The organism is Flavobacterium sp. (assembly GCF_013822155.1).
Taxonomy (GTDB): Bacteria; Bacteroidota; Bacteroidia; order Flavobacteriales; family Flavobacteriaceae; genus Flavobacterium.
In genome coordinates this window covers 23,031-43,770 of sequence record NZ_PNJW01000016.1, presented here as the reverse complement: position 1 = coordinate 43,770, position 20,740 = coordinate 23,031, and the positions used below count along the sequence as shown (strand labels likewise).

The window sequence follows — 20,740 nt, the reverse complement described above, 5'->3', positions numbered from 1 at the left end:
AAGAAACAAACTAAAAAATGAAGGGATTCTTCACCATCGGATTACTTATACTTTCCAATGTTTTTATGACATTGGCATGGTATGGTCATTTGAAATTTAAAGATTTGAAATGGTTTGAAAATGCCGGATTGATTACGATTGTTTTGATCAGTTGGGGATTAGCTTTATTTGAATATTTTTTTCAAGTGCCTGCCAATCGGATTGGTTATGAAGGCTATGGTGGCCCTTTTTCACTTTTGCAATTAAAGGTAATTCAGGAAGTGATTACATTAGTCATTTTTGTGGTTTTTTCGATGCTTTTCTTTAAAACTGAAACCTTTAAATGGAATCATTTTGTTGGGATGTGCTTTTTGGTGTTGGCGGTTTATTTTATATTTAGAAAATAGAAGAAATAGGAAAGAAAATAGAAAATAGCGTATTGACTTTATGAAAAAATACAAAATTCAAAAATCACCATTCATCGTTCCAACAACCGATGGAAAACTAATCGAAGAACATTTTGGAAAAGCTTCTGATGGCAACAACGAAATTTCCATTGCTCATATGATTGCACCGCCACATTGGATCGAACCTTTTCAAACGCCAGAGTTTGATGAATATACTTATGTTATCAAAGGCAAAAAACAATTTATTATTGAAGACAAAGTAATTGTTTTAGAAGCTGGTCAATCCATCAAAATTGAGAAAGACACACGTGTTCAATATTCCAATCCGTTTGATGAAGTGTGTGAATATATTGCCATTTGTAAACCGGCTTTTAATTTTGAGAAGGTGCATCGGGAAGAGTAAAACTATTTTTGATTCAACAACGAAATAATCTTCTGTTCAACCGCTTCACTATCCCAAATTATTTCAATGTTTTCCATTTGCATCACTTCTTCCATGATTTTGTTTTGGAAATCACCAATGGCTAAAGCTTCGGAATAAGGTTGCAAACTAAACGTTACCCTACTATACAACGGCATCCACAAATCAGGATGTTTGTCTGAAAAACATTTTTCAATTTTCTTCTGTAATAAGAATTTTTCATCGGCCGTTTTGGCACTCATCTCCATGAAATTGCGATAGGAAAGTTCGGCAATGGCATCGGCATTTGGTTTGCGGGATTTTTGGTATTCCTCAAAAATGGTTTCCCAATCGTCGCCGTATTTTGAAATCATTTCACTCAAAACGGTAATATCCTCAAAACCGGCATTCATTCCGTGTCCGTAAAAAGGAACAATCGCATGACACGAATCGCCAATCAACGCAACTTTATCGTTAAATGTCCAAGGGTAACATTGCATGGTGACCAAATAACTTTTAGGGTTTTTGAAGAAATCTTCCACCAAATCAGGAATCACTTCTTTGGTATCAGGAAAATATTTTGCAAAAAAATCAACTAACGTTTTTTCGTCGTATAAACTTTCAAAGGAATTTTCTCCTTCAAAAGGCATAAAAAGTGTACATGTAAATGAGCCATCTAAATTAGCCAATCCCATCAACATGAAATTGCCGCGAGGCCAAATATGCAAAGAGTTTTTGTCAATTTTATACGTTCCATCTGTATTGGCAGGAATGTGTAATTCTTTGTAGCCAATTTTTAAAAATTTTTGCGAATAATCAAACATACTTTGGCGTTGCATGCGGTGACGAATTCTCGAAAACGCACCATCGGCACCAAAAACTTTATCATATTTTAAATCGGTCCACATGCCTCTTTCAGTTTCTCCGATGTGCAAAGTGGCATCGGATAAAGTAACATCCCAAATTCTGTGTTCAAAAAAGAATTCAACGCCTTCGGCTTCTGCTAAATCAATCATTTTTCGGTTCAAAACACCTCTGGAAAGTGAATAAATGGCTTCGCCCTCTTTACCATAATTTTGATAGGTGAGTTTTGAATCCTGCAAATGAATCGCTCGTTTATCGACCGGAATTCCAATTTTTTTTATTTCCTCGGTCAAGCCGATGTCATCCAACGCTTTCCAACCTCTATTTGACATGACCAAATTAATGGAACGTCCGGAAAATTCAACTGTTCGAATATCCGCACTTCGATCAAAAACATGAACCGTGTGACCTAATTTTTTGAGGTATATTGCCAATAAAGTTCCAACTAACCCGGAACCAACAACAGCAATTTTTTGAGGGGTTTGCATAAATGACTTTCAAAAATTCAATTACAAAAATAGCGATTATAATAAGAATTCACGATTTGAGAAACATATATTTCAGTAAAACTAAAAATTTTGTTTAACTTTTATATTATTTAATTAAACAAAAACTATCTTTGAAAAAAATTGCTTTAATGATTCATTTTTCGAAAAATACAATTGAACAGCTACCAAAAATTCCACGATTGAATTTAATCAATAGTTGTACCGGCTATAAATCGGCGAATTTAATTGCAACTAAAACCCTTGAAGGTGTTTCCAATGTTGCCATTTTCAGCAGTATAACCCATTTGGGAAGCGACCCTGCGATGTTAGGATTTATTCTTCGACCGACTACTGTTCCCAGAAATACGTATAAAAATATTAAAGATTTAGGTTTTTTTACGGTCAATCACATCACTGAAACCATGATTGCCGATGCTCATCATTCATCTGCCGGTTATGATGAAAGTATTTCCGAATTTTACAAAACCAGTTTGGAAGAAGAATATTATGACGGGATTTCGATTCCTTTTGTAAAAAATAGTCCGGTGCAAATTCTTTGTAAATACCTCAACGAATATGAAATTAAAGAAAACGGAACCATTCATATTATTGCTTCAATTGAACAAATAATTATCAAAGAAAATCTAATTCAAAAAGACAATTGGCTGCGATTGGATTTAGAAAATGTTGTTACGATTAATGGATTAAATGGCTACTGTGTCCCAAAATTAGTGGATCGTTTTGAATATGCCCGACCAAATGTTCCAACCAAATCAATGTTGTAAAAATGGCTCACAAAAAAGTACATCATCCTGAAAAAATCTGTAAAACCTGTAGATTACCGTTTGCTTGGCGAAAGAAGTGGGAGAAAAATTGGGAGGAAGTTTTGTATTGCGGTGAGCGGTGTAAGAGAAATAAAAATTCCAATTCTAAAAATCCAATTAAATGAACAATCTCGTTTGGTTTCGAAATGATTTACGAGTAAACGACAATGTTTCTCTCTTTCAAGCATGTCAAAAAGAGAGAAACGTTTTGGCTGTTTATTGTTTTGATCCGCGACATTATGAAGAAACGAAGTATGGTTTTAAAAAAACTGAAAAATTCAGAGCTCAATTTTTATTGGAATCCGTTTTTGAACTTTATTATTTTTTAAAAGAAAAAAATATTCCCTTGTTTATTTTTTATGAAAAACCAGAGGAGGTTATTCCGCAATTGATAAATGATTATGAAATATCGACTGTTTTTCTTCAAAAAGAATGGACAACTGAGGAGGTCAACGTCAATGACAATATCAATATCAACCTCAAAAATCAAAATTCAAATGTCAAATGGGTAGAAACTTATGACCAATTTTTGTTTCATCCGGAGGATATTCCGTATGCTGATTTTAGTGAAATTCCGGAAGTTTTTACGGTCTTCAGAAAAAAATGCGAAGCAACTGTAAAAGTCAGCCCAACTGTTTCAATTGAAAAACAACCTGATTCCAATTGGATTCAACCAAATTCTTTCAACATTACTTTAGAAGATTTCGGTTTGGAAAGTTTTGAAATTCATCCTAATTCAGCTTTTTCGTTTCATGGTGGCGAATTAAATGCGTTGAAACGATTGGAGCATTACTTCTTTAAAACAGAAAATTTGTCATCTTACAAACAAACCCGAAACGGATTGATTGGAACCGATTACAGTTCGAAACTTTCCGCTTGGCTGGCAAATGGCAGTATTTCTGCCAGAACAATTTATTGGAAAATTCAGCAATACGAACAAGAAATTTGCAAAAATGAAGATACGTATTGGTTGATTTTCGAATTGATTTGGCGAGATTATTTTAAATATATTTCGTTGAAACACGGAAATAAAATCTTTCAACTCGATGGCATTTTAGGAAAAAAATACGATTGGAAATTCCATCCCAAAGCTTTTCAACAATGGAAAAATGGCAACACCAATGAACCTTTTGTGAATGCCAACATGATTGAATTGCAACAAACCGGTTTCATGAGTAATCGTGGCAGGCAAAATGTAGCAAGTTTTTGGGCAAAAGAATGGAAACAAGATTGGCGAGTGGCAGCGGCTTATTTTGAAAGTATGCTGATTGATTATGATGTACATTCTAATTACGGCAACTGGATTTACAATTCCGGTGTTGGTAATGACCCGAGAGATCGAAAATTCAACATTAAACGACAAGCGGAAATGTATGATGCGAAAGGTGACTATCAAAAACTATGGTTTGAATAAATTTGTTTCAATTTACATTAAACATTTAAAGAAAAGTTGACACGGATTTCACGGATTAACACGGATTTAAAAATTTCACAGAGCTAATCTCAACTTGAAACCTGAAACCTGAAACTTGAAACAAAAGAACAAAAATGAAAACACTTCGACTTCTTCTCGGTGATCAACTGAATCACAACCATTCTTGGTTTCAAAAAACAGATGAAAATGTCATTTATTTAATGGCGGAAATGCGTCAGGAAACCGATTATGTGAAACATCACATTCAAAAAGTAGTAGCTTTCTTTTTAAGTATGCGAAATTTTGCTTCGGATTTGAAAAACAATAATCATCACGTCATTTATTTTGAAATTGATGATGAAAAAAATCCACAAAAATTAGAAGCATTAATTCAACAAACTATCGAGCAATATTCCATTGAAAAATTTGAATACCAATTACCGGATGAATTTCGATTGGATGAACAATTGAAGCAAATTTGTCAAAATCTTTCTATTCCAACAGAAGTTTTTGACACGGAACATTTTTATACGACTAGAACCGAATTAGCCGATTTTTTTCAAGGAAAAAAATTATTGTTGATGGAAAATTTCTATCGAATGATGCGAAAAAAGAACGACATTTTGATGATTGGAAATAATCCAATTGGCAATCAATGGAATTTTGACCACGATAATCGAAAAAAATACAAAGGCGAAGTTCCGATTCCGAATGCGAAATTATTTCCAAAAAATGTAGCCGAAATTATCCGTCAATTAGAAAAAATGGAGGTTCAAACCTTTGGTTCAATTGATGTTGAAAAATTCAATTGGCCAACGTCGAGAGCTGAATGTTTGCAGCAACTCGATTATTTCTGTCAACATTTATTGAAACACTTTGGCGATTATGAAGATGCGATGCACACGGATGAAAAGTTTCTGTTTCATTCGCGATTGTCGTTTGCTATGAATTCGAAAATGCTTTCGCCTAAAGAAGTGATTGATCAAGTGGTCCATTATTATCATCCAAAAGAAACTGAAATTACGCTTTCGCAAGTGGAAGGTTTTGTGCGACAAATTTTGGGTTGGCGGGAATATGTTCGTGGAATTTACTGGAAAGAAATGCCGAATTATGCTCAAATGAATTCATTAGAAAACCACAACAAATTACCTCATTTTTATTGGACCGGAAAAACCAAAATGAATTGCATGCAAAAAGCCATTTCGCAAAGTTTGGAGGAAGCGTATGCTCATCACATTCAGCGATTGATGATTATTGGGAATTTTTCGTTGCTCACGCAGATGCATCCCGATGAAGTCGATGCTTGGTATTTGGGCGTTTACATTGATGCGATTGAATGGGTGGAAATGCCCAACACACGAGGCATGAGTCAATATGCCGATAGTGGAATTTTAGCCACCAAACCTTATGTTTCCTCGGGCAGTTACATTAACAAAATGAGTAATTATTGTGGCAGTTGTCATTATAATGTAAAAGAAAAATTAGGCGAAAAAGCCTGTCCGTTCAACAGTTTATATTGGAATTTTTTGGATGAGAAAAAAGAACATTTCAAAAACAATCAACGCATGGCGATGATGTTGAATTTACTGAATAAGTATCCTGCGGAGGAAATGTATCAGATTAAAAAGAAAGCGAAAGATATTATGAAGAGTTTGTATACTATTTAGATTTTGGTTTAAACACCAACTTCCTTGAACTCGTTTCAATCTCCTTTTTATTCATTTTCATTTTTCTGAATTTGCCTTCATTATACATGGTTGCCTGGTCTTTGTAATGTTCACTTAACGGATTTCCGGATTGTCCTGTTGGTAGAATGCTCATACTGTTTTCAATATCTGAAAAATCGATAATGCGACGAGTCGAAGGACCGGCTTTTACTTGATACTTTCCTTCTTCGGTAAACGTAAACATTAAATTATTGATGACTTCGTTAGACCCATTTATTTCAAACGGACCCACATTAAAATAACTTCGTAACGCAGCTACTTCACCTAAAGGATGTTTGTGTTCTACTGAATGAACTTTATTCCATGTCCACGCATTCAAATCGTTTCCTAATTGTTTTTCAAGCTGCAGAATAGCTTCTTGGAAGGATTTTGTCAAAATATCCGTTCGGGTTTCTAATTTATCTTTTGTAGAAACATCATCCCACCAAGGTGACGATTCATTAGAAGTTTGAAAAGCAATCATTTGCTTCATGATGTGTGTATTCAACAAAACAGAAAATCGGTCTTTTCCTAACTCATCTTCAAAAGTGTTTTTTAAATACAAATACATCCATTTATTGTAAATAGTGGGTGCCACATCACTCAATGCATTGGAACCTTTCCATTTTGATAAAATTGAAATGGCTGCTTTTTCATTTTCAGACAAGACTTCTTGACTGATGGAATTAATCATGTTTTTGGCCACTATTGGAGCCACGGAAGAAGTTTCATCCGTAATCATATTCATAAAATCTTCTTTTGTCCAATCGTTTTTAGGTTCGAGCAATTGCACAATGCGTTTTGCACGATCTTGCGGTAAATAATAGCCCGGATATAAATAACCGTTTATTGGTTCTACTTGATTGTTGGAAGAATAGACATAGTTCCAATCCGGATTGATGGCATAGGGGTTTTGAGAAAACTCGTAGTATTCTTTTTGCTCATCTTTACCGTTTGCTCCATCAAGAATAAAATTGGCGTTGACATTTTCAGGCATTTTATATAATTTCCCGGAAGTAATCCATGCGATGTTTCCTTTGGCATCGCCATACATAATGTTTAATCCGGGAGCAGCAATTAATTCGATACTTTGATGAAAATGTTCTACATCTTTTGCATGCGAAAGGGCATAAACCGCATCTAAAATTTGATTCTTATGGTGCAAATAGGTCCACCACATTGATACGGGTTTGTCCTCTTTCAAACCATCCACCAAACCGTTCATTAAAGGTCCGTGATGTGATTTTTTGATTTTCAAAACCACATCGGAACTGTCTTTTACTTTAATAGTTTTTTCAGAAACTTGATAGTTTTTAAATCCTTCTGGTGTTTGGTATTGGTTTTCATTTTGGGGATTGTTGGTTTCCAAAAACAAATCCATGTCATCGTTTTCAAACATCGTTAAACCATAGGCATAATCGCGATTGTGACCTAATAGAGGAAAAGGCGTTCCAGCTAAATAGTAACCATACATTTCATAATCGGGCGTTATAATATGAGCTTCATACCAAGTGCCAGGTTGCGAAAATCCGATATGCGGATCGTTGGCAAACAATACTTTTCCGCTTTTTGTTTTTTGTGGTCCAACTACCCAACTGTTACTTCCAATGAAAGAAGGAATTGGAGAGTTTTCTAATATTGAAGTGACTGATTTTGAAATTTCAGCATACGCTTCTGACTTTCCTTTGAAACTTTTTAGTTTAGTATGAGCCAACGAGCCATCGATGCCAAAATCTTTTAAATAATCCATTCCGAATTCATCGCGAATATCGGTTAACAGCGGATCTGTTTTTTGAGACATTGCAAAACTGAAAGACATATAACCAAAAATATTATACACATCTTTGATGGTGAATTTTTCCTTAGTAACGCCAACCAATTGAAACTCAATTGGCGTTGGACCTTCTTCTAAAAACTGGTTAATTCCTCCAAGATAAGCTAATGTTAATTGATAACTTTCGCTGTTTTTATCCAACTGAGCAATTGCTTTTTCGGAATCTTCATCAATGCCTAAACCGGTAAAAAATTTGTCATTTTTAAGCATTACTGAACCAAAGAGTTCGGACAATCTTCCCGGAGCAATTCTTCGCATGAGTTCCATTTGCCACAATCGATCTTGAGCATGCACATAACCTAACGTAGTCATCGCATCTTTTTGAGAAGCGGCATAAATATGTGGAATTCCGTATTCATCAAAATAAACGGTGGTTTCTTTTTGGATGGAATTTAAAGCTAATTCTCCATCGTATTTAGGGGTTAAAAAATAACCGTAACTCACAACACCAATGGCTAAAATGACAAAAAGAATAAATATAATGACAACGATTTTTTTGAGTCTTTTCATGACAATTGAATTTGATTTAAAGTTACAAAAAACCATTAAGAAATTAAGTAACATTAAGTTTGTATGACTTAATTTCTTAACAGCTTAATGGTTTAAAATTTTGTATTTGCAATTAACTTCTTGGAAAATTTATTCTGTCACCGACATTCATTTTATTGTTTTTGGCTAAAACGCCACACATGTGAAATAACATTCGTGCACCAACGTTACCGTCCCAATCATCATTTTCTCCGGGAGCCACTTCTACTAAATCAAAACCAATGATTTCTTTTTCGGTTTCGGCTAAACGACTCAACAAATAAGCGGCTTGTTCAAATGAAAATCCACCCGGAACCGGAGTGCCTGTATTTGGACAATACCAAGGATACATGCCATCAATATCAAAACTGATGCAAACTTTTTGTGGTAAAACGGCAATAATTTGGTCACATTGTTGTTGCCACGTTTTCCCTTCAAAAGTTTCTCTCTTTAAATCAGAATCGGTGTGAATGACTACTCTACTACCTTGTTGTTTTGCAACTTCTACTTCTTGTTCGCAAAAATCACGAATTCCTACTTGAACTATTTTAGAAATATGAGGAATTTGCAAAGCGTTATACATGATAGAGGCATGCGAATAAGTGAAACCTTCATAGGCAATTCTAAAATCCATGTGAGCATCAAGATGAAGAATTCCAAAGCTATCGTGCTTTTCAGCTAAAGCTTGGTAATACCCAAGTGGCGTACTGTGATCTCCACCTAAAAGCACAACTTTCTTACCGTGTTCTAACCAATGTAACGTTTTTTCGCGAACAGCTTCCACCATATCAGAACAAGCGTAATTAATCTCGTCTAAATCTTTTCTTAGTCCAGGATGATGATCTATTATTATTCCACTTTCTAAAGCTTCAATGATAGGTGCAGCTTGTTTTTTATATTTTTTGGAATTTTTTTTAATCCCTTTTGGTGATTCATCTAAAAAGATACCTAATTTCCATAATTCCGGAAACTCCTGATGGTTTAAATCTACTTGAAAGGAAGCATCTAAAATGGCTTCCGGACCTTTGGATGCCCCGGAACCATAACTTACAGTTACTTCCCACGGCACAGGAATTACGATAATTTCGCTGTCTTCAATGGAAAAAGGTAATCCAAAAATAGTAGCATCGGCCAAACCGGGCTGGCTTGGATCGAAGGTTTTGAGTATTTCTTGTTTTGTCATTTTTTAAGGTACTAAGGTTCTGAGTAACTAAGGTGCTAAGGTTTTATACCTTGTTTTAAAATTTGTCCAAATTCGTACATGTCTTCAAAAGAAGAGTAAAATGGAGCCGGTGCTAAACGAATTACGTTCGGTTCACGCCAATCGGTAATCACACCGTTTTTCATTAAATACTCGAATAAACTTCTTCCTTGACCGTGGAGATATACTGATAATTGGCAAGCACGTTCTTCTTGGTTTTGAGGCGTAATAATTTCAAATTCGGTTCCATCAATTTCTTTGTCAATTTCGTGGAGGATGAATTCTAAATAGGCTGTTAAAAGATTTCTCTTTTTGATTAATTTAGTCATTCCCACTTCGGCAAACATTTCTACGGATGCCAAATAAGGGGCTAATGATAAAATGGGTAGGTTACTGATTTGCCAACCATCTGCTCCATAAACAGGGTCAAAATCAGGCTCCATTTTAAAACGACGTTCTTTGTTATGTCCCCACCAACCGGCAAACCGAGGTAAATCTTTGTCACCATGGTGTCTTTCATGTACAAAACAACCCGATGCATTTCCAGGTCCTGAATTCATGTATTTGTAGCTACACCAACAAGCAAAATCGACATTCCAATCGTGCAATTGTAGTTCGATATTTCCTGCGGCATGTGCTAAATCCCAACCCACATAAGCACCTGTTTTTTGAGCAGCAGCAGTAATTGTTTTCATGTCAAAAACCTGACCGGTGTAATAATTCACACCCCCAATTAGTACTAAAGCTAACTCATCGCCTACTTCTTCTATTTTTGCTAAAACATCTTCTAATCGAATGTTGTGTTCGCCATCTCTTCGTTTGATTTCTACAATAATATCATTTGGGTTTATTCCCAAATATTGAGAATGAAACTTTGCCTGACTATGAAACATATATTGGTCGGATGGAAACGCTTTTTCTTCACAAATAATTTTATATTTCTTTGCTGTCGGACGATAAAAGGAAACCATCATTAAATGAAGATTAACCGTAAGTGTGTTCATTACTGTTATCTCAGAAGGCTTAGCTCCAACAATTCCGCTTAAAGGAGCTGCAAAACGTTCGTGATAATCCCACCAAGGCTTGTCGGCATAAAAGTGACCTTCAACAGCAAGTTTTGCCCAGTCGCTCATTACTTCATCCACATAAGACTGTGCTCTTTTAGGTTGTAACCCAAGTGAATTTCCTGTAAAATAGATGACGTTTTTACCGTTTACTTTAGGAAAAAGAAATTCGTCACGGTACTTAAATAGTTCATCTTGTGCATCTAATTCTTGTGCAAATTCAAGTGTATTTTGAAAATTCATGAAATGTATATTTGTTAGGTAAAGATAATAATTTTTTAGATTGTAGTGACAAGTCATGACTTGTCTTTACACAGATTTTCAATTAAAAATGATAAAAAAAAATTCCCAACCTATCGATTGGAAATTTATAATTTTTAAAATCTGAAACCAGTTCAAATTAAATAATCAACATGGCATCGCCATAGGAATAAAATCTGTATTTTTCTTTGATAGCTTCTTCATATGCTTTCTTCATCAAATCATGACCACAAAAAGCAGAAACCATCATCAATAAGGTTGATTTTGGTGTATGAAAATTAGTAATCATACAATTTGCAATACTGAAATCATAAGGAGGATAGATAAATTTGTTTGTCCATCCTTCAAAAGGATTCATCGTTCTGGCAGAAGAGACAGAACTTTCAATGGCTCGCATAGAAGTTGTTCCGACACAACAAACGCGTTTTTTGTTTGAAATGGCATTGTTTACCACATCACAAGCATTTTGTTTAATAATCAGCTCTTCCGAATCCATTTTGTGTTTAGATAAATCTTCCACTTCCACCGGATTGAATGTTCCAAGACCAACATGTAAAGTTACTTCAGCAAAATCAACTCCTTTTATTTCGAGTCGTTTCATCAAGTGTTTAGAAAAGTGAAGACCTGCAGTTGGTGCTGCAACGGCTCCTTCCACTTTAGCATAAATGGTTTGATAACGCTCTTCATCTTCAGGTGTTACTTCACGGTTAATGTATTTTGGGATTGGTGTTTCGCCTAATTCCGTTAGTTTATTTCTAAACTCATCATATGAACCATCATAAAGAAAACGTAAAGTTCTTCCTCGAGAAGTTGTATTATCAATTACCTCCGCTACTAATGAATCATCATCACCAAAATACAATTTATTTCCAATACGAATTTTACGAGCCGGATCAACTAAAACGTCCCAAAGACGTTGTTCTGCATTTAATTCACGTAATAAAAAAACTTCAATTCTTGCCCCTGTTTTTTCTTTATTTCCGTATAAACGAGCCGGGAAAACTTTTGTATTGTTCATAATCATTACATCTCCATCATCAAAATAGTCAATGATATCCTTGAATAGTTTATGTTCAATTGTTTTTTTGGCTCTGTTGATAACCATTAATCGTGATTCGTCGCGGTTCTCAGCTGGATATTCTGCTAATAATTCCGTCGGAAGATTAAATTGAAAATGAGATAATTTCATGTACTTATTTTTGTTTAAAGTTCGATTTTTTAAGTAAATACCTAAAAACTTAAAGCCTGCAAATATACGGTTGTGAGATAGGGGTTGTCAAGTGTTTTAAGGTTTATTTTTAAAATAAGTTGCTGAGTAGCTAAGCCACTGAGTTTCTGAGAATATTTTATTGTAAAATTTGAAATCCAACACTTTTTAAATCTTCCCAAAAAGCAGGGTAGGATTTTGCAACAACTTCTGCATTTTCGATGATAATAGGAACTTTTAAGGCTAATGAGGCAAATGCCATAGCCATGCGGTGATCTTGATAGGTCGCTATGGAAACCTCACCCCCAACCTCTCTCCAAAGGAGATGAGAGCTAGCTTCGAGTGTTAATGAATCGTTTGTGACTGATATTATTGCTCGGAATTTTGAAAGTTCAGTTTTTAAGGCTTCTAAACGGTCGGTTTCTTTTATTTTTAAGGTATGTAAACCGGTCAAATGACAGCCAATTCCAAGGCCGAAACACGTTACGGCAATGGTTTGTGCGATGTCGGGGGAATCATTAAGGTTTAAGTTAATGGATAATGGGTAATCGGTATTTACTTTTGTAATAATTATTGAATTATCGCTATTGAAAATAGTTTCCACTCCAAAGCTTTTATAAATTTCGACTAAAGCTGCATCACCTTGAAGGCTTTTCTTTTTGAAATTTGACAATTGAAGTTTTGTTCCAATTTCAGAAAGGGCGACAATTGAATAGAAATAAGAAGCGGAAGACCAATCAGATTCAATTGTTATTGTATGCTGGTTGCGAGTTGCGTCCCGAAGTTTCGGGAGCGGGTTGACCTTTATAATACTATTTTCAAAAAAAGTTTCAATACCAATTTCGTTTAGCAACGCTAAAGTCATGTTGATGTAGGGAACGGAAGTTAAATCACCTTCAAGTGTTAATTCTAATCCGTTTTCTAATTTAGGTGCTATTAATAGTAAAGCTGAAATATACTGGCTACTGACGTTTACCGGAATTACAACTTTATTTTTTATAATTTTTTTTCCTTTGATTTTGATGGGTGGAAAACCTTCGTTTTCTTCGTAGGTGATTTCTGCTCCCAATTGATTTAAGGCATCCACTAGAATTTTAATAGGTCGTTCTTTCATTCGGGATGAACCAGTTAATACGACTTCTTTACCTTCTTGAATAGCAAAATATGCGGTCAAAAAACGCATGGCAGTTCCTGCATGGTGGATATCTATAAGTTGTGGGTTGTGGGTTGTGGGATTTGGAAATTCCAACGCCTTTATCATCACTTTTGAGTCATCGGAATTGGAGGCGTTTTCTAGTGTGATGTTTGGATATAATGCTTTCAATAACAACAACCGATTTGTTTCTGACTTAGAACCAGTAATTTTTAGTTGATGGTTGCGAGTTGATAGTTGCGGGTTATAGGTTAATTTTATATTCATTATTTAGTGACAACTTTTAATCCGACAATTGAAATGATTAGAGTGCTGATAAAAAATACTCTCCAAAAAGTCGCGGGTTCTTTGAAAACTACTATTCCTACTAATACACTACCAACGGCTCCAATTCCTGTCCAAACAGCATAAGCTGTTCCGATGGGTAATTCTTTGGTTACTTTTACCAAAAGCAACATACTAATGGTCAGGCAAACTAAAAATCCGCCATACCACAGCCACATGGCTGATCCTGAAGTTTCTTTTGCTTTTCCCAAACAAGTGGCAAAAGCTACTTCGAATAAGCCGGCAATAATGAGTAGTATCCAATTCAATTTATTTCAATTTTTCATTATTTTGATGTCTGTCATGATCGCGTTTGGTTTTTAAATCCATTTTTTTATCAAACGCATCTTGCAAATCAACTCCGGTTTGATTAGCTAAACATAATACAACAAAAACTACATCGGCTAATTCTTCCCCTAAATCTTTATTTTTATCACTTTCTTTTTCGGATTGTTCCCCATAGCGACGGGCAATTATTCGAGCTACTTCCCCTACCTCTTCCGTAAGTTGAGCCATATTTGTTAATTCGTTAAAATAACGGACACCATGGTTTTTAATCCAGGTATCGACATCAAGTTGAGCATTTTTGAGGTTCATTATTCGATTTTTTTTAGGATTATCTTTTCAGTATTTTTTTCTGCAACAGTATTAAATATTTTTTTTATGTCCTGGTATTCTTGTGGGTCGAAAAATATTGAATTTAAATCTAAAGATGTTGTTATTTGAATTTTATTTTTTTCGCTTTGAATAGAAAATTTATAAACTGCTCCGTTATCCGGAGTAGCCATTATAATTGATTTTGGCAAATATTCAACCTCAAAACCTGCCGGGATAGTAATATTTATGATAGTTTTGTCACTTTGCGGAAAAATAAAATCGATGGGTAATTTTCTGGTTTCTGCTTTTAGCGGATTGATCGATTTTGTTAAAAACAATAATGGATTAAATAGCATTTTTGAACCAATAAACTCACATGAATTTGCTTCAACAAATGAAAAACTTTCTACAATAGGTTTGTCAACTGCATTTTCGTTTTCTAATTTATACTCTGAAATAACCAAGTTATTGTAATCTTTTTCTAACTTCTCAACATAGGACTCTACACTTAAACCCGCAAAATCATCTCGAAAATCAAAAGCTAAATAATCTGTTTTAGATGTCCTTAATTTGCCTTTAAAACTTCCATTACTTTCTAATTTACCTTGAATCATTGTGGTATTTTTTGAGAGAAATGATGGGTTTAGTTGAATTTCTTCAGAAGTTCCATTTTGTCGAATCAATCTCCCTATTCCGTTCAAACAATGAATAGGTAAAATATTAATAGCTGAATTTGCATCAGTTGCATCTAACAATAATTGCTTTCCATCTATATCAACTGCAGCAATAACATAATTAAATCCATCTCTGCTGGGGAAGGGGGCAGTACCATTTCTTCTTGTACTTAATAAAACCGGATTAGCATTAAACCTTGCGTGATTAAGCATTGAAATGAGGATAAAATTAATTTCAGCTATATTTCCGGTTCTTTCTTGATATGCCTCTTTTACACCATTTTTTGGAAAATAACCATAAAAACCATCCCATTTCATTCTCAATTTTACGTATTTTAGAATGCTTTTAATTTTATTTTCATTTGAAAGTGTGTCAGAAACATTTATTTTTAAATCCTTTTCAAAATAGTTTCTTTCATTTAATTCATCTTTAAATTTTTCATTAGCATAAATATTTTTTGCTATATCATCCCAAGTTTCAGAGAATTTTCTAGGTTCGGTTTCAGGAAAAACAATTAATTCTAATTCATTTTCTAATTTGGACCTATAATTTTCTATGTTATCAATAAAAGATTCTTCTTCTAGTTTAGGAACATTTTTTAAAATATAGTTCTGTTTTCGAAGTAGATAATTCAAAAATTTTGTTTGATTGTATTTATCATTAAATGATTGTGAAAAATTTTCATCTTTAGAAGTATGTTCCACTTGTAAATACCCTCTAAGCATTGTTTTATATTGATAATTTACCGGAATTTCACTTGTGAATTTAGCATAATTTACCGGAATATAATCTTGAAACTCGAAATCAGGTAATTTTGAAATATTCTCAGAAATGATTTTATATTTGAATTCGAAAACGGATCCAACTTTTACATTGGGCATTGTTATTGTTTTCTTACTCCAATATTCGTTAAGGTTTACTTTTAAAATGCCTTCCGAGTTAAGTTTGGTTTTTTTAATTTCGTCATTTTCAAGATTATAGGTCACTGCTTCTGAAAAATAAACATTATCCTTATTAAGTTCATTCCAACCCACATAATAAGGCACTTCATAATTAGCCCATTTAAGTCCTTCTTTAGAATAAATTTTTATTTTTATTTCAAATTCTGTTTCGCTAACAAATCCTTTGTTTTCAGTGTAATAAAAATATGTTCTTGCCTTTTTAAACAAAAAAGCAGCTATTGCAGTAGAATCAAGTGGATGTTGTTTTTCTAAAAGTTCTGCTTTAGAAACTTTTCCCATCTCATATTTTTGAGCATTAGAAACTAATGAGAAGAATAAAAACAACAACAAATACTTATTCATACTATAATTTTTTTAAGACAACTTTCTCAGCCTCTTTGTCAACAATTTGCTTAAAAAAATCTTTTACGAAATCATAATAATCTTGTGAAATATAGGCTTTATTAATTTCGTATTGAACTACTAACTGAACCGTTGTGTCTGTTTTTTGAATAGTGTATCGGTAACTTCCCAAATTTTCTGGCATGGCAATATTGAGAGGTGCAGGAATACTTTCTATGGCATAACCTTCCGGAATAGTAACCGTGAATGTTTGTCTCGATTTTATTGGATATACAAAATCGATGGGGTATTCCCGTGTTTCAGACTTGAACGGATTAGTGCTTGTAGCTAGAAAAAACATTGGTGAAAACACTATTGTATTGCCAATTTTATCTGCTACATTGGCCATTTCAAAATCATACGTTTCAGAAACCGGTTGATACAATTCTTTATCATTTGTCACTTCATGATTTGAAATATCAATCCCTTCATAATTACTTTCCATTTTTTCTAAATAACTTTCTTTTGAAACATTTACATATTTTTCACGAAAGTTCTTGGCCAAATAAGAGGTGTATTGTACTCTTCTTTTACCAATTATTTTGGCATCTTCTTTTAGTGAAAAACTTACAATACTGTTTTCCTGAGAAGCTGTTGATGGGAACAAAGAAACTTCTTCATAGCCGCCGGATTTTTTAATCAATCTTCCACTCCAATTGATAGCTCTTTCGGGAAGTACATTTACGATAGAAAATTTATCAGAAGCATCCAATAAATAAAAACTGCCATTTAATTCAACTCCGGCTACAACATAATTAAAACCTTCTAAAGTTGGAAACAAAGGTATGCCATGACTTTTCGTACTTACTAAAATTGGGTTAGCAATTAATCCGGCGTAATTGAGCATATTAATCAAATTCAAATTGATGTCTCCAGAATTGCCAACTCCTTTTTTGTAAGCATCTTTAACACCATCTCGTGAATAAAAACTATAATAGTCATTCCATTTAATTCTGCTTTTACAAAATTCTAAAACGGCAGCCATCCTATCAGTTTGAATAGGAATGTCACTGATTACTTTGTCTAAATCTTGTTCAAAATAACCTGTTTTTTTTAATTCTCCACCAAAATTTTCACTCTCATAAATTGATTTTACAACATCATCCCATGTTTGAGCATAACTTTTATACAACTGACCAGGAAATTGATATCCAACCACTTCCATATTTATTGTAGCCTTATAATTGCTTAAGTTATCTACATAAGGTTCTTGTTTAATGGCAGGAACATTAGACATGGTTACACTATAAACATTACTAGTATAGGTATAATTATCCGCATAAGTTTGACTTGAAACAGTATTAAAAGTTCCTCCTGAATTAGTTCTTTCTGTACTCATCAGCGTAAAACTTGTATTTTCCTTAGATTGCTTTAAATTTATGGGAAAATAGCCTTTTGTTGAAGGTTTAACAGTGTAATAATCAGGAATAGAAATTTTCACGTCTAACTTATTCAAAGGAATTTCATATTGACATTCAACTTGGTCAATATTTTGCTCAAAAGGTGAGCGTATTTCATATTTATATTCCAACACGGAACCCGGCTTCACATTAGGCATCGTGAATTTTAGTTCAGATCTATATTTAGTAACTTCATTTTCAAATACTTGGTCACTTTTTAATTTTGTCTCCGTGATTTTACCGCTTTCCAAATTATAGGTAGTCCCATTTACTTTAGAAACCGTTTCTCGGGCACTTTTTGAGTTATAAAAAGGAGCCATATAATCAGCATATTCAAATCCTTCTTGCGTATAAATTTTTATTCGCATGGTTATTTCCCGAATTTGAACAAAACCTATATTCTGCTGATATTCATACTTCACCGTATATTTTTTTGATAAAATAGCGGCTGGTGCATTGGGATCTAAAGGGTGTTTTGTTTCTTCAAGTTCTTCTTTTGAAACTTTACCAAATTTGAGTTCCTGTGCAAAATTCATTGTTTGAAAAACAACTAGAAATACTACTAAAATTACTCTTTTCATGCGTTTTGTTATTTAATGATTAAGGATGCTTTACTATTATCAAATTTATTTATTTCTGTCATAAAATCTCTGTAAAGCAAATAATCCTCTTTAGAATAGTCACCTTCATTGATTTGTATTTTTCTGCTGTATTGCATTATATTATTTTTCATGGTTACTTTAGCTTCATAAGAACCAAATTTATTTTGAATTAGAACCGGTTCCGGCAAAGCTTCTATTGTAAATCCATCCGGAATTTCAATTTCTATTTCGTCCGAATCAACATAACCTCTTAAAATTTTAAGCGGCTGTTTTCTGTTTCTTGTTTTATCAGGAATAGACACATCTCTACTAAAAACATTTAATGGAATGAGATAACGATTCCCTAAAACAGAAGCATATTTTTCAATTTCTAAATCAAATTTTTCTTCCCATGTTGATTTATCTTGATTTCTTTGGGTTGTATACGATTTTATTTTTAAGGAATTATAATAATCCCAAACTTTTCTATAATATTCTTCTTGCTCTCTAGGTGTTTTTGATTCTAAATGTGTTCTAAAATCTATTTGTGAACCTTGAAAAGATCTATTCATGTTGACTTGAAGCGTGCCTGAAATATCTAATTTACCTTTTGCTTTAGTAATCTGTTGATTGTCTTTCGTCAAATATTTTTTTGTAGTCACGATTTGACCTCCTTCCGGGGTTACTATCAACACTTTTCTGTCTTCGTTTGATCTTCCAATGTAGCCTAAAGCATTTTTTTGACTAGTACATTCTACCCAAATATTATCTTTTGCCGGAATACATAAAATCATATGATTCCCTTGAATAATTGGAAAGTCTTCATCAAAATCATATTTATAAATATCGTTTTGAATGACAGTGTGATAGGATGTAACTCCAACTGCTTTTAACAATGAATAAGTATAATTAGTAAGTGCTTTACAATCTCCATACCCAAGACGGTCAACATCTTTAGCTAACATGGGTTGCCAACCTCCAATTCCTAGTTGAATGGAAACATATCTAGTTTTATCTTGCACATATTGATAAACAATTCTAGCCTTTTCCTCATCTGTAACAGCATTTGCGGTAAGTTGTTTAATTTTTGTGACTGTTTCAGGAGATAATTCGGTTTGTGATTTATACAATTTTTCATAAAACCATTCACCTAATTCTTTCCAAGTAGAAGCGTTCCCTTCATAACCTTTCAGGTAAAAATGATTCAAAGCGAAAAATACTTTTGGAAAATATTCATCAGGTGATAAACCATAAGGCTCTCTTTTTTGAGCCTGCAAATTGGAAAGTGTATATTTTATTGAATTTGATGTTTCAACTTTTTGAATTGTATAACCTTCAAAATTCTTTTCAGATTTTCTAAAACCTACTGATGAATCATAAATGACTTCCATACTGGCATTTTCAACACTTACTAAATAATCGTCAAACGGTGTCCAGCGAGGTAAAAAAGCAGTATCTGATGTTTCATAGGAATAAGTAAAGTGCAATAAATAAGGATACGTAGTGGCGGTATAATCAGCATATTTTATTCTACCATCTTGTTGTAATGAAAATCCATCTTGAGAAGCAACATCTTTAAAATCTGATTTTTTTATTTTTTTTATTTCATTCCCCATCATATTATACACTTTTACTTCAAGTGTTTTGATGTTTCTTTCGTTATTATAATAAATATAAGATGCTGCCGCTTCATCCCCTTTTTCATTCAGAACAATAATTTTTTTAGAAACCTGATAAACCATTTTTTTAGAGTTTATAATTTCTAATTTTTCTTTTGATTCTTTGACTATCGCATTTGCATTTTCTGACAATTCTTTAGGAATCAGAAAGTCAGTAATAGCTTGTGAAAATGTATTTGAATAGGCGAATAGTAGAAAAAAAACAATTCCGGTTTTAAATTTCATGATAAAAAATAGATAGGTTTAGCGAAGAAATTCTTCGCCTATGATAAAAAATAAATTGTTCTGTTTTTCGGAAATTGTGGTTTCCAAATTTAAAAGAATTCTGATATAAAACAAATTTTATTCTTTGTTTTTTGTATCAATAAGAATTGTCACAGGACCATCATTTATAAGGGCCACTTTCATATCAGCCCCAAACTGACCGGTTTGAACATTTTTGCCTAAATCGAGTGTTATTTGATGTATGAATTTTTCATAAAGCGGAATGGCTATTTCGGGTTTTGCCGCTTTTATATAGCTGGGTCTATTCCCTTTTTTGGTAGAAGCATGAAGTGTAAATTGACTAACTACAATCAGCTCTCCTGAAATTTCTTTAACCGAAAGATTCATCACACCATTAGTGTCATCAAAAATTCTGAGGTTTACAATTTTTAACGAAAGCCATTCAATATCTTCATTCGTATCAGATTCTTCTATTCCCAAAAGAACTACTATTCCATTTTGAATGGAAGCAACAATTTTTTCATCAATAGTTACAGAAGATTTTGAAACTCTTTGGAGGACTGCTTTCATTTTTTTGGTGATGGGA

At 33.5% G+C, this 20,740-nt stretch carries 18 protein-coding genes; 6 read left to right on the top strand and 12 right to left on the bottom strand.

The features are described from left to right. Positions 1 to 17 precede the first annotated feature (17 nt). Positions 18 to 386 carry a DMT family protein gene (locus C0512_RS06125; protein ID WP_290859761.1) on the top strand — a complete coding sequence of 123 codons (369 nt, stop codon included), beginning with the start codon at positions 18 to 20 and terminating at the stop codon, positions 384 to 386. A 40-nt stretch (positions 387 to 426) separates the two neighbouring features. Next, entirely contained in the window at positions 427 to 789 is a 363-nt protein-coding gene (locus C0512_RS06120; RefSeq protein WP_290859760.1) for a cupin domain-containing protein, read from the top strand. Positions 790 to 791: 2 nt separating this feature from the next. Here C0512_RS06120 and C0512_RS06115 read toward each other — a convergent pair whose 3' ends face one another. Beyond that, complete coding sequence (locus C0512_RS06115) at positions 792 to 2,138, bottom strand: NAD(P)/FAD-dependent oxidoreductase (RefSeq protein ID WP_290859758.1); 1,347 nt, start codon at positions 2,136 to 2,138, stop codon at positions 792 to 794. A 149-nt stretch (positions 2,139 to 2,287) separates the two neighbouring features. On the opposite strand from C0512_RS06115, the gene C0512_RS06110 reads away from it, so the two are divergent. From C0512_RS06110 to C0512_RS06095, 4 genes are all read left to right on the top strand, one after another. Continuing rightward, positions 2,288 to 2,923 (top strand): flavin reductase, encoded by a 636-nt coding sequence (locus C0512_RS06110; RefSeq protein WP_290859756.1) that lies wholly within the window; start codon positions 2,288 to 2,290, stop codon positions 2,921 to 2,923. Between the two features lie 2 nt (positions 2,924 to 2,925). Continuing rightward, positions 2,926 to 3,087, top strand: coding sequence for a DUF2256 domain-containing protein (locus C0512_RS06105; protein ID WP_290859754.1), 162 nt, complete (start codon positions 2,926 to 2,928; stop codon positions 3,085 to 3,087). Beyond that, positions 3,084 to 4,376: a DASH family cryptochrome gene (locus tag C0512_RS06100; RefSeq protein ID WP_290859752.1), complete on the top strand. Its 1,293-nt coding sequence runs from the start codon at positions 3,084 to 3,086 to the stop codon at positions 4,374 to 4,376. Before C0512_RS06105 ends, C0512_RS06100 begins: the two co-directional genes overlap by 4 nt. A 134-nt stretch (positions 4,377 to 4,510) precedes the next feature. Continuing rightward, the gene (locus tag C0512_RS06095; protein WP_290859750.1) at positions 4,511 to 6,043 is read left to right on the top strand and encodes a cryptochrome/photolyase family protein; all 1,533 of its coding nucleotides are present in this window, start codon (positions 4,511 to 4,513) and stop codon (positions 6,041 to 6,043) included. On the opposite strand, the gene C0512_RS06090 is transcribed toward C0512_RS06095, so the two are convergent. The 11 genes from C0512_RS06090 to dtd all read right to left on the bottom strand — a co-directional run bounded on the left by C0512_RS06090 (position 6,036) and on the right by dtd (position 20,724). Continuing rightward, on the bottom strand, positions 6,036 to 8,426 hold the full coding sequence (locus tag C0512_RS06090; RefSeq protein ID WP_290859748.1) for a penicillin acylase family protein: 2,391 nt from the start codon (positions 8,424 to 8,426) through the stop codon (positions 6,036 to 6,038). The two genes, C0512_RS06095 and C0512_RS06090, sit on opposite strands and share 8 nt — an antisense overlap. A gap of 112 nt (positions 8,427 to 8,538) precedes the next feature. Continuing rightward, on the bottom strand, positions 8,539 to 9,627 hold the full coding sequence (locus C0512_RS06085; RefSeq protein WP_290859747.1) for an agmatinase family protein: 1,089 nt from the start codon (positions 9,625 to 9,627) through the stop codon (positions 8,539 to 8,541). 35 nt (positions 9,628 to 9,662) lie between these two features. Continuing rightward, the gene (gene kynU, locus C0512_RS06080) at positions 9,663 to 10,952 is read right to left on the bottom strand and encodes a kynureninase (RefSeq protein ID WP_290859745.1); all 1,290 of its coding nucleotides are present in this window, start codon (positions 10,950 to 10,952) and stop codon (positions 9,663 to 9,665) included. A 157-nt stretch (positions 10,953 to 11,109) separates the two neighbouring features. Continuing rightward, on the bottom strand, positions 11,110 to 12,159 hold the full coding sequence (queA, locus tag C0512_RS06075; RefSeq protein WP_290859743.1) for a tRNA preQ1(34) S-adenosylmethionine ribosyltransferase-isomerase QueA: 1,050 nt from the start codon (positions 12,157 to 12,159) through the stop codon (positions 11,110 to 11,112). Between the two features lie 157 nt (positions 12,160 to 12,316). Then, a complete protein-coding gene (locus C0512_RS06070; protein WP_290859741.1) occupies positions 12,317 to 13,597 on the bottom strand; it encodes a 3-phosphoshikimate 1-carboxyvinyltransferase in 1,281 nt (426 codons plus the stop codon). Beyond that, positions 13,597 to 13,923 carry a multidrug efflux SMR transporter gene (locus tag C0512_RS06065; protein WP_290859739.1) on the bottom strand — a complete coding sequence of 109 codons (327 nt, stop codon included), beginning with the start codon at positions 13,921 to 13,923 and terminating at the stop codon, positions 13,597 to 13,599. The genes C0512_RS06070 and C0512_RS06065 overlap by 1 nt, the downstream gene beginning before the upstream one ends. 1 nt (position 13,924) lies before the next feature. Then, positions 13,925 to 14,251, bottom strand: a complete 327-nt coding sequence (locus tag C0512_RS06060) for a nucleotide pyrophosphohydrolase (protein WP_290859737.1) — start codon at positions 14,249 to 14,251, stop codon at positions 13,925 to 13,927. Then, complete coding sequence (locus C0512_RS06055) at positions 14,251 to 16,230, bottom strand: DUF3857 domain-containing protein (RefSeq protein ID WP_290859735.1); 1,980 nt, start codon at positions 16,228 to 16,230, stop codon at positions 14,251 to 14,253. The genes C0512_RS06060 and C0512_RS06055 overlap by 1 nt, the downstream gene beginning before the upstream one ends. A 1-nt stretch (position 16,231) precedes the next feature. Beyond that, a complete protein-coding gene (locus tag C0512_RS06050; protein WP_290859734.1) occupies positions 16,232 to 18,250 on the bottom strand; it encodes a DUF3857 domain-containing protein in 2,019 nt (672 codons plus the stop codon). Positions 18,251 to 18,258: 8 nt separating this feature from the next. Then, positions 18,259 to 20,154, bottom strand: coding sequence for a DUF3857 domain-containing protein (locus C0512_RS06045; protein WP_290859732.1), 1,896 nt, complete (start codon positions 20,152 to 20,154; stop codon positions 18,259 to 18,261). 117 nt (positions 20,155 to 20,271) lie between these two features. Then, positions 20,272 to 20,724 (bottom strand): D-aminoacyl-tRNA deacylase, encoded by a 453-nt coding sequence (gene dtd / locus C0512_RS06040; RefSeq protein ID WP_290859730.1) that lies wholly within the window; start codon positions 20,722 to 20,724, stop codon positions 20,272 to 20,274. Positions 20,725 to 20,740: the final 16 nt, after the last annotated feature.

Bases quoted from the DNA above. Each gene is read 5' to 3' on its own strand.
- C0512_RS06070 (WP_290859741.1), bottom strand. From the start codon at position 13,597: ATGAATATAAAATTAACCTATAACCCGCAACTATCAACTCGCAACCAT.
- C0512_RS06105 (WP_290859754.1), top strand. From the start codon at position 2,926: ATGGCTCACAAAAAAGTACATCATCCTGAAAAAATCTGTAAAACCTGT.
- C0512_RS06090 (WP_290859748.1), bottom strand. From the start codon at position 8,426: ATGAAAAGACTCAAAAAAATCGTTGTCATTATATTTATTCTTTTTGTC.
- C0512_RS06060 (WP_290859737.1), bottom strand. From the start codon at position 14,251: ATGAACCTCAAAAATGCTCAACTTGATGTCGATACCTGGATTAAAAAC.
- kynU (WP_290859745.1), bottom strand. From the start codon at position 10,952: ATGAATTTTCAAAATACACTTGAATTTGCACAAGAATTAGATGCACAA.
- C0512_RS06050 (WP_290859734.1), bottom strand. From the start codon at position 18,250: ATGAAAAGAGTAATTTTAGTAGTATTTCTAGTTGTTTTTCAAACAATG.
- C0512_RS06095 (WP_290859750.1), top strand. From the start codon at position 4,511: ATGAAAACACTTCGACTTCTTCTCGGTGATCAACTGAATCACAACCAT.
- dtd (WP_290859730.1), bottom strand. From the start codon at position 20,724: ATGAAAGCAGTCCTCCAAAGAGTTTCAAAATCTTCTGTAACTATTGAT.
- C0512_RS06115 (WP_290859758.1), bottom strand. From the start codon at position 2,138: ATGCAAACCCCTCAAAAAATTGCTGTTGTTGGTTCCGGGTTAGTTGGA.
- C0512_RS06055 (WP_290859735.1), bottom strand. From the start codon at position 16,230: ATGAATAAGTATTTGTTGTTGTTTTTATTCTTCTCATTAGTTTCTAAT.
- C0512_RS06045 (WP_290859732.1), bottom strand. From the start codon at position 20,154: ATGAAATTTAAAACCGGAATTGTTTTTTTTCTACTATTCGCCTATTCA.
- C0512_RS06100 (WP_290859752.1), top strand. From the start codon at position 3,084: ATGAACAATCTCGTTTGGTTTCGAAATGATTTACGAGTAAACGACAAT.
- C0512_RS06120 (WP_290859760.1), top strand. From the start codon at position 427: ATGAAAAAATACAAAATTCAAAAATCACCATTCATCGTTCCAACAACC.
- queA (WP_290859743.1), bottom strand. From the start codon at position 12,159: ATGAAATTATCTCATTTTCAATTTAATCTTCCGACGGAATTATTAGCA.
- C0512_RS06085 (WP_290859747.1), bottom strand. From the start codon at position 9,627: ATGACAAAACAAGAAATACTCAAAACCTTCGATCCAAGCCAGCCCGGT.
- C0512_RS06110 (WP_290859756.1), top strand. From the start codon at position 2,288: ATGATTCATTTTTCGAAAAATACAATTGAACAGCTACCAAAAATTCCA.
- C0512_RS06125 (WP_290859761.1), top strand. From the start codon at position 18: ATGAAGGGATTCTTCACCATCGGATTACTTATACTTTCCAATGTTTTT.